The organism is uncultured Bacteroides sp. (genome assembly GCF_958445495.1).
GTDB lineage: Bacteria > Bacteroidota > Bacteroidia > Bacteroidales > Bacteroidaceae > Bacteroides.
In genome coordinates, this window is record NZ_CAUCSQ010000088.1 from 1 (window position 1) to 8387 (window position 8387).

At 43.4% G+C, this 8387-nt stretch carries 6 protein-coding genes and 1 pseudogene; 5 read left to right on the top strand and 2 right to left on the bottom strand.

Annotated features, from left to right (window positions below; genetic code table 11):
• The 5 genes and pseudogenes from Q5076_RS17510 to Q5076_RS17530 all read left to right on the top strand — a co-directional run.
• A pseudogene (locus tag Q5076_RS17510) lies at nucleotides 1–341 on the top strand (hypothetical protein); the annotation flags it as partial.
• Nucleotides 342–361: 20 nt separating this feature from the next.
• Nucleotides 362–1036, top strand: coding sequence for a 16S rRNA (cytidine(1402)-2'-O)-methyltransferase (gene rsmI / locus Q5076_RS17515; RefSeq protein WP_303015060.1), 675 nt, complete (start codon nucleotides 362–364; stop codon nucleotides 1034–1036).
• A 35-nt stretch (nucleotides 1037–1071) separates the two neighbouring features.
• Nucleotides 1072–1929, top strand: coding sequence for a hypothetical protein (locus tag Q5076_RS17520; protein ID WP_303015061.1), 858 nt, complete (start codon nucleotides 1072–1074; stop codon nucleotides 1927–1929).
• A 107-nt stretch (nucleotides 1930–2036) separates the two neighbouring features.
• Nucleotides 2037–2729: a YjjG family noncanonical pyrimidine nucleotidase gene (locus Q5076_RS17525; RefSeq protein ID WP_303015062.1), complete on the top strand. Its 693-nt coding sequence runs from the start codon at nucleotides 2037–2039 to the stop codon at nucleotides 2727–2729.
• Between the two features lie 61 nt (nucleotides 2730–2790).
• Nucleotides 2791–3450: a MarC family protein gene (locus Q5076_RS17530; RefSeq protein ID WP_303015065.1), complete on the top strand. Its 660-nt coding sequence runs from the start codon at nucleotides 2791–2793 to the stop codon at nucleotides 3448–3450.
• Between the two features lie 284 nt (nucleotides 3451–3734).
• Here the strand turns inward: Q5076_RS17530 and Q5076_RS17535 are convergent, their stop codons facing one another.
• The gene (locus tag Q5076_RS17535) at nucleotides 3735–5321 is read right to left on the bottom strand and encodes a SusD/RagB family nutrient-binding outer membrane lipoprotein (protein ID WP_303015064.1); all 1587 of its coding nucleotides are present in this window, start codon (nucleotides 5319–5321) and stop codon (nucleotides 3735–3737) included.
• 13 nt (nucleotides 5322–5334) lie between these two features.
• Complete coding sequence (locus Q5076_RS17540) at nucleotides 5335–8316, bottom strand: SusC/RagA family TonB-linked outer membrane protein (RefSeq protein ID WP_303015067.1); 2982 nt, start codon at nucleotides 8314–8316, stop codon at nucleotides 5335–5337.
• Between the last annotated feature and the right edge of the window lie 71 nt (nucleotides 8317–8387).

The following is an 8387-nucleotide window of genomic DNA, read 5'->3' on the forward strand; positions in this document are numbered from 1 at the left end:
AAGAAGAAGAAGAAAAGAAAGAAGAAGACAACGTGGAAAATAATCTGGCAGTTGAAAAGTCTGCAGTTATAGAAGATGAGCTTAAACCCAAAGTATTGGGAGAAAGCATAAAGTTATCTGCCGGAGGACTGCGCCGTTCTATCAGTTTGAATGATTCGTTCCGTTTCTCACGTGAGTTATTTGGAGGAGATACAAGTTTGATGAATCGGGTTATCGAACAAATATCGGTAATGAGCTCCTATAAGACCGCCGTTGCGTTTCTTTCTTCTAAAATTAATGTGAATGAAGAAAATGACGCGGTGAATGATTTTCTGGAGTTGTTAAGGAAATATTTTAATTAATTTAGTGTAGACGGGAATATATGGGAAAATTGTATGTAGTGCCTACGCCGGTGGGGAATTTGGAAGATATGACCTTTCGGGCTATTAAAGTTTTGAAAGAGGCCGATTTGATTTTGGCAGAGGACACACGTACTTCCGGTATCTTGCTGAAACATTTTGAGATAAAAAATATAATGCAGTCTCACCATAAATTTAATGAACATAAAACGGTAGAGAGTGTTATTAACAGGATAAAGGCAGGTGAAACAATTGCGTTGATTTCTGATGCCGGAACGCCGGGAATTTCCGATCCCGGTTTTTTGGTCGTTCGTGAATGTGTGCGTAATGGGATTGAAGTGCAATGTTTGCCGGGGGCGACAGCTTTTGTACCGGCACTTGTAGCGTCAGGACTACCGAATGAGAAGTTCTGTTTCGAAGGTTTCCTTCCACAGAAAAAAGGACGCCAGACACGTTTGAAAGCATTGGCGGAAGAACGTCGTACCATGGTGTTTTACGAGTCTCCTCACCGGTTGTTGAAGACGCTCACCCAGTTTGCCGAATATTTCGGTGCGGAACGCCAGGCAACGGTGTCGCGTGAAATATCCAAACTTCATGAAGAAACGATTCGCGGAAATTTAGGAGAACTGATAGAACATTTTACAGTTACCGAGCCGCGAGGCGAAATTGTGATAGTACTTGCAGGAATAGACAATTAAAAATAACTTCATTTAAAAACGTAAAACGTAAACGTATGAAAAAGTTAGCAGTTTTATTTGTGTGCGTAGCTATATTGGCTTCGTGTGATAGCTTTAAAGGAGGAAATAAAGACCTGAAAGCAGAAAATGACTCTTTATTGATGGAACTGAACCAGCGTAACGCTGAACTGGACGATATGATGGGAACTTTCAATGAAGTACAGGAAGGGTTCCGTAAAATCAATGCTGCAGAAAGCCGTGTGGATTTACAGCGTGGAACCATAACTGAAAATTCAGCCAGCGCCAAGCAGCAGATAGCTTCCGACATTGAGTTTATTTCCAAACAGATGGAAGAAAACAAAGCCCAAATAGCCAAGTTGCAGGCCCAGTTAAAAAACAGCAAGTACAATTCTGCCCAGCTTAAAAAAGCGGTGGAAGCCTTGACAGCCGAACTGAATGCCAAGCAACAACGCATTGAAGAACTTCAATCGGAATTAGCCTCCAAAAATATTCGTATTCAGGAGTTGGATGCTGCTGTCAGCGACCTGTCTGCCGTTAAGGAAAGCCTGGTTGCGGAAAACGAAGCGAAAGCCAGGACAGTTGCCGAACAAGACAAGAGCCTGAATACGGCATGGTTTGTGTTCGGGACAAAATCGGAATTGAAAGCGCAGAAAATTCTTAAAAGCGGCGACGTGTTGAAGAGCGCTGATTTCAACAAAGACTATTTCACGCAGATTGATATTCGTACGACGAAAGAAATCAAGTTATATTCTAAACGTGCGGAGTTGTTGACAACTCATCCTTCCGGTTCTTATGAATTAGTGAAAGACGATAAAGGCCAACTGACTTTGAAGATTACAAATCCTGCTGAATTCTGGAGCATATCCAGATACCTGGTTATTCAGGTAAAATAAGGTAAATACGCCTTTCTGGTCTGAATTGCCAATGTGCTGATTCCTGAATCCGAGAGATTAGCACATTGGCTTTTTAATTTCTTGATATAGACGATTACGATTTGCAGATGAAATATAAAAATCTTTTTTTTGATTTGGATGACACGGTCTGGGCTTTTTCCCGTAATGCCCGTGAGACCTTTGAAGAAGTATATGGAAAATTGGGATTTGAACGCTATTTTGATTCATTCGAGCATTATTACGGGCTTTACCAACGGCGTAATACCGAACTCTGGCTTGAGTACGGCGAAGGGAAGATAACCAAAGACGAACTGAACCGCCAGCGTTTCTTTTTCCCTTTACAGGCGGTGGGAGTAGAGGACGAAACTTTAGCCAGGCGTTTCGCGGAAGAATTCTTCGCCGTCATTCCTACTAAAAGCGGGCTGATGCCTCATGTCAAAGAAGTATTGGAATATCTTGCCCCTAAATATAATCTCTATATTCTGTCCAATGGCTTTCGGGAACTGCAATCGTGTAAAATGCGTTCGGCAGGAGTAGACACTTATTTTAAAAAAGTCATTCTTTCCGAAGATATCGGCGTATTGAAACCCAGGCCGGAGATTTTCCATTTTGCTTTATCCGCCACTCAATCGGAATTGCGCGAGTCGTTGATGATTGGCGACAGTTGGGAAGCCGACATTGCCGGAGCTCATGGAGTAGGGATGCACCAGGCATTTTATGACGTAACCCAACGGACCTCATTTCCGTTTCATCCTACATACCATATTCATTCTTTGAAAGATTTAATGTATTTGTTGTAAGTTCTGTGGATTAAGTCGTACTTTTGTGCTGTTTAATAAACGCATAAAAATACATAATATGATGGATAATACACTTCTTCCGTTTGCTTTGCTTTGTTTTACCTCGTTCTTTACGTTGACCAATCCTTTAGGAACAATGCCTGTTTTTCTTACCATGACCCATGGAATGACGGATGAAGAGCGTCAGTCCATTGTCCGCCGGGCTACTATTGTGTCGTTTATTACATTGATGGTCTTTGTTTTTGCCGGGCAGTTCCTGTTTAAATTCTTCGGCATCTCAACAAACGGTTTCCGTATTGCCGGTGGAGTCATCATCTTTAAAATAGGTTTTGATATGCTGCAAGCCCGTTATACACCGATGAAACTGAAAGATGAAGAGATAAAAACCTATGCCGACGACATATCCATAACCCCTCTCGGCATACCGATGTTATGTGGTCCCGGAGCAATAGCCAATGCAATTGTTTTGATGCAGGACACCCATAATTATGAAATGAAAGGCGTATTGATTGGAACTATCGCTTTGATTTATCTGCTCACTTTTTTTATTCTTCGCGCTTCCACGAAATTGGTAAAAGTCCTGGGTGAAACAGGTAATAATGTGATGATGCGTCTTATGGGATTGATTCTGATGGTGATAGCCGTAGAATGTTTCGTTAGCGGATTAAAGCCGATATTGGTAGATATAGTGAGAGAAGGAGCGGCAGGCATATTGAAATAAAGAATATAAAAAACTCAAAATAAAAGATGAGGCAATCCTGTTTTTGATTTGTAAGCCGGGATGATGACAATCCCCTTGTTTCAGCCTGCATGATTGTAAATCAGGACTGGAACAAGGGGATTTTTTAAAGAAGCCTCAATCAATCTAATACCTGTCTCAATGACCGGAATCCGTTCGGAACATCTGCTTTGGCAGTAATCAGCCCCGTAATTCCACCTCCGTGTAATTTGAAGAAACTGTAATGGATTGATTTTGAACCTTCTTTTATTGTTTGTGATGCAGGTTTATCTGTTACCGCCTGCCCACCAGACATTTTCGCTGTACACATACTGTCCGTCACCGTATGCGTCTGCCACATTGGGATTGGCGGTAGTATCGTCAGCTCCGTAAGGGCAACGCAACGGGAATTTTCCCGGATTATCCAAGTCATAGAAATCATTTCCTTCTGCCTGCAGACGGCGCACGTCGTTGTAGGTTTCCGTAGATTCGCCGGAAGCACCCCATAATGCGATATATTTTTGAATCATGATTTCTTTCAAAGGTTCGGCATCGAATAAAGGAGCAATCTTATTGTCAAAATAAGTAGCCGCCTCTTCGCTGCTTATAGCCTTTGAATCATTCGCCGTAATTTTATAACTGTCATTGTTCAAAGCAGCCTCGACACTTCTTTCCATATTCGCGAAGCCGGCGATAACAGCCTCCTTCAGAGCGGCTTTAACTTCATTGGCAGGTTTGTTTAAACGTTGAAGCGCTTCTGCTTTCAGGAATAACAGCTCATGATAACTCATAATCATAGTAGGAGCGGTTTGGGATAACCCGAAGATGGATACGTTATAGTATCTTTGCTTTTGAAGAGGTTCGCCGTTAGGAGCCATCAACTTATCTTCTGTAGCTTTTATTTGATTGCAACTGGCCGAACTTCCTGATACCACAAGCGCATCCACATAGGCACGGTTCAGGCGCGGGTCATTGCGTTCATTCAATTTTTCCCACATACTTTTGCTGGCAGCCAGATATTCCCGGCTATCGAAGAAATCATAACCCGGATTAATGTTTGACGCATCGTAAATTGCAAATGCCGCTTCGTCGTCAGTTCCGGTGAACGATTTGCCGATGTACTCCAGGATTTTATTCAAATCGGCGGTTTTATCCGTTGACTTGTTGAGAAGGCGCATCGTATAACGTGCCTTTAAGCCGTAAGCCAGTTTGAGCCATTTGGCAGCATCGCCTTTATAAAGAAGATCCTGTGTAGAAGGACCGCCGGACAGATGATTGTCGCCTTGGGGCAAATCGGTTATCGCATCTTCCAGATATTGGAGGATACTCTTGTAAATCTCTTCCTGTTTATCGATTTTGGGAGTCATAAATTGAGGCTTTCCGTTTTTTAAAGGAAGAGCAGCCTCGCTGAACGGGACATCGCCGAAGGCGTCTGTCAATAAAGCAGAGTTGATTGCAGCCAATACCTCCCCCATTCCTTTAGTGGTGTAGTTGCCTGCCTGTGACCCGTTTTCAGAACATTTCTCGATGATGATACGCGCATTTTTCAGGTTAGAATACAGGTTTACCCACGTATTGTTGAAAGTAGTGGCAGAAGTCACTTCCGCCGCGCGTGTCTCAGCATTCCAGAGCTGGTTGTAGATTCCGACCTCGTGTTCGATGTAAGAAGACATATAAGAATTCAAATCGCCGCCTATGTTACTGAATGCGGTAGCCGTGATGACATCCGTCAGTATGAATTTGGCAGGTGCATCCTGCGTGTGGTCGTTGTCTTTGTTTATTTCATCCATTTTGTCTTCAGAACAAGCGAACAGCGCACCTGCCAGTAACAAGACTGATGAATAGACCTTGATTGTTTTATATATAGATTTCATATTGTTTCCTTATTTAAAATTTGAATGTTAAACCAAAACCATAGCTTGAAGTTCCCGGAAGAGAGAAGCGTTCAAATGCACCCGCCATGTTATTGTTACCTTGCGTGGCTTCCGGGTCGAGCCCTTTCAGTTGTGACCACAACAGGATATTTCTGGCAAATACATTCGCAGTGATGTGCAAGAACGATTTGTCCAATACCGGATAACTCAAAGAAATCTCGCGCAACTTGATGAATGAATTGTCATATATGCTCGCTTCATCGATGCCGTTCAAAGCATTGAAATAATCGAGAGCGTCTTTACCGGAGATTTTTATGTCGTTCGGGGCGTATGTTATGTTGCCTTTCTCGTCTTTTACCTCTTTTACTGCCGGCAGTTCAAACAGGAATGATTCCTTGTTGCGGTAGTCGGCCGAACGTTGGGTTACCCCGTAATAATCCAATACCCCCAATGTTCCGCTATATATCTGTCCTCCTTGTTTCCAGTCGAGCACTATTCCCAGCTTGAATTTGTAAAGTTCCAGAGTCGTGTTGAATCCTAACCTGAAATCCGGTGCGACCTTACCGATGACTTTAGCCTCCCCTGCCTGCGGAAGACCGTTTTCGTCCACCACAATCTGTCCGTTCTCATTACGTAAGTATTCGCTACCGTAGATAACGGGGAATTTTTCTCCGATGTTTGCACGTACTTGCGGAGTGACAAAACCGCCTAACATGATACTGTTCACGCCTTCCGCCAGCTTGTCTACATAATTGTTCAGACGGGAGAAATTGAATGCGAAATCCCATTTTACATTTTTGGTATTGATCGGATTTACGTTCAAGGTAATCTCATGAGAGTCCGTATGGATGGAACCGCCGTTGGTAATCATTGAAGAATAACCCGTAGACCCCGACAGAGGCACTTCGAATATCTGGTCTTTTACGTTTTGGCGTGAATAAGTATAACTGAAAGAAATGATTCCCTGCAGGAATGTCAGGTCTACGCCAAATTCGTAAGATTTCGTATTTTGAGGTTTTAAGTTCGGATCGTAAATCTTGTAATAAGGAATAAAGCTGGTGATAGAACCTATCGGATAAGTGATAGGAGTACCGGCGGAAAATCCGCCTCCATATTCCGGAGTATAGTAGTAACTCGTCAAGTAATCCCCCGCCATACCTACTTCCGCATAAGAAGCGCGGATTTTACCAAAAGTAAGGATGTCGTTACGCAGCGGTTCAAGCTCTGTGAAAATCCATCCCAGCGATACGGAAGGATAAGTAAATGAGCGATTGTTTCTGGGCATGGAAGAAATGATGTCGTTGCGGACAGTCGCATTGAAATAAAGCATATTTTTCCATGCCAGCGAAAGATTGGCGAAGTTACCTACGGTACGTTTCTTCCTATATTCGGATTTAGTCCTGTTTATAGTAGCGTTTCCCAGATGGTTCCAACCGGAGAAATTGAAATTAGTACCTTCCGCCTCAGTCATTTTAGTCGTATTGTTCACGAATTCGTTACCCACTAACAAGTTGACGTCAAATTCCGGAGTCACTTTCCAGTCGTAAGTTGCGGTAAACAGTGAATTCACCTCGTTGATAGTATAGCTGTCCTGGGTCGTTCTTCCTTTGGAGTAACTTCTGTCGCCATATCCGTAAGTATCATCGTAATTCGTGGTATAAGCGTCCGTACCCAATTGATATTTGATATCCAGTTTATGATTTTCCGTACCGAACTTGGTAGAATATTGTGCATACGCATTTCCGAAGAACCGGTGAGAGCGTTCAATGAATTTATTGTTTTCCGTCGCCCAGTATGCATCGTTAAAAGTAGAAGGACGGTAAGTGTTTTGAGTATAAGGGTCCCCTTCCACGTGAGAGGGTATTCCTCCGAAATCATAACTTGGAGGCGCGCCGTATACAGTAGCGGTAACTCCCTGATTGGCGGTGGATTGTTTCCTGATTTTAGATGTGATGAAGTTTCCGCTGAATCCTGTCGACCAGTTTTTATTTAATTGCGCCCCTGCGTTTAACTTGACATTATAGCGATCCATACCTGTATTGGGGATTATACCGTTGGATGTAGTATTACCCAATGAGAATGAATAATTGCCTTTATCAAATGACTGGGCTATATTTACATTATTGCTCCATGAAGCTCCCGTGTTGAAGAAGTCTTTAGCGTTGTCATAGGCGCGGGGAGTGGCCCACGGGTCCAATCCTGCGGCGGCACGTTGGGGAACATAATACATTCCGGGCTTCTTCCCGTATTTTTGTGTCCATTCATTGTCAGTGTTGCCACCATAGTTCGGGTCATTCGCCAGTTCGGAGATTTTAGGTCCCCATGCCAATGAAGTGGTGGGGTCAAATACGATGTTGCCGTTTTCGTCCGGGCCGCCTTGCGCATACTCTTTCTGAAAGTCGGGAAGAGTGGAAACCTTGTCAAAAGCCAGGCTGGTATTGACGGTGATAACGGGTTTTCCTTTATTCGCCCCTTTTCCGCTTTTGGTAGTAATGACGATTACACCGTTGGAGGCGCGCATACCGTAAAGAGCGGAAGCCGCCTGTCCTTTCAATATATTGATACTTTCAATATCGTTGGGGTCGATGTCTACGGCACGGTTGGCATAATCGGCACCTGATACGCTACCGTTGTTCTTGATTTCCGTATCGATGTCGGCAGTTGATGTGATGGGCATTCCGTCCACAACGTATAACGGAGAGTTATTTCCGGTAAATGAACGTGCGCCGCGGATTGTAATTTGGGAAGATGCACCCGGCATACCTGATGACGGGGTAATATCTACACCTGATACTTTTCCCTGTAAAGCGGAAGACAGGTTGGTACTTGCCGCCTGCGTCAATTGTTCTCCTTTTACATCTTGTACCGCATATCCCAAAGCCTTCTTTTCCCGTGAGATACCCATGGCGGTCACCACTACTTCGTCAAGTACTTCGGTATCCGCTTTAAGTACAACTCTCAAATTAGGCTTAATATCTACCTCCTGTGTCTGCATTCCGATATATGAAATCTGCAAAGTCTTAGCAGAACTAAATAATAATGCAACACATTTATTATCAATATATT

Excerpts from the sequence above, each read along its gene's own strand:
- rsmI (WP_303015060.1), top strand. The coding sequence starts at position 362 with ATGGGAAAATTGTATGTAGTGCCTACGCCGGTGGGGAATTTGGAAGAT.
- Q5076_RS17535 (WP_303015064.1), bottom strand. The coding sequence starts at position 5,321 with ATGAAATCTATATATAAAACAATCAAGGTCTATTCATCAGTCTTGTTA.
- Q5076_RS17540 (WP_303015067.1), bottom strand. The coding sequence starts at position 8,316 with ATGCAGACACAGGAGGTAGATATTAAGCCTAATTTGAGAGTTGTACTT.
- Q5076_RS17520 (WP_303015061.1), top strand. The coding sequence starts at position 1,072 with ATGAAAAAGTTAGCAGTTTTATTTGTGTGCGTAGCTATATTGGCTTCG.
- Q5076_RS17525 (WP_303015062.1), top strand. The coding sequence starts at position 2,037 with ATGAAATATAAAAATCTTTTTTTTGATTTGGATGACACGGTCTGGGCT.
- Q5076_RS17530 (WP_303015065.1), top strand. The coding sequence starts at position 2,791 with ATGGATAATACACTTCTTCCGTTTGCTTTGCTTTGTTTTACCTCGTTC.